Annotated in this window: 1 protein-coding gene; it reads left to right on the forward strand. The window is 40.9% G+C overall.

Annotated elements, in window-relative coordinates; all coding sequences use genetic code 11:
• Window positions 1–531 (forward strand): hypothetical protein (locus ACTS4L_RS11440; protein ID WP_440652082.1); only part of this gene is annotated, 531 nt, incomplete at both ends.

The following is a 531-nucleotide window of genomic DNA, read 5'->3' on the forward strand; positions in this document are numbered from 1 at the left end:
CGATTCTTAAGCCTTCAGAGAATTGTACATTTGATGTTAAGGCTGCAAACACAGCAAATAATCAAGCAATTGATATTGAGGTCGCGGTTAATGGACAAACAGAAGTTTCAAAAAGCTTACAACTATTGCGTCCGACTTTGTCAATTAACCCAGAAGATGCTTTGGCAAGCTTTAAATCGCAAATGACTAAAGCACAGTCTCGATTTTTAACTTTAGATAGTCAGCACATTACGATCGTGCCAGGGATGAAAAAAACGATTCAAATTACCAACAGTTCAGTTGTGCCGGCAATGGATGTGCAATTTAGTATCCCTGCATTAGCGGGAGTCACTCAAGATCCTAGCAGTACGTGTGTTAATGGCATGACGTTAAATGGTGGCAATAGTTGTACTATTGTAGTTGACGGCAGTTTGGAGAACTATCCATCAGGTAGTGGCGAACTGCAGATTTCAGCGAATAATGCTGATCAAGTCAATCAATTGATGCTTGGATCATCGTCATCCAGTCAGCTGCAGATGTCGGATAGTTATC

This window comes from Cysteiniphilum sp. 19S12-1 (assembly GCF_052030685.1).
In the GTDB taxonomy this organism is placed as follows: Bacteria; Pseudomonadota; Gammaproteobacteria; order Francisellales; family Francisellaceae; genus Caedibacter.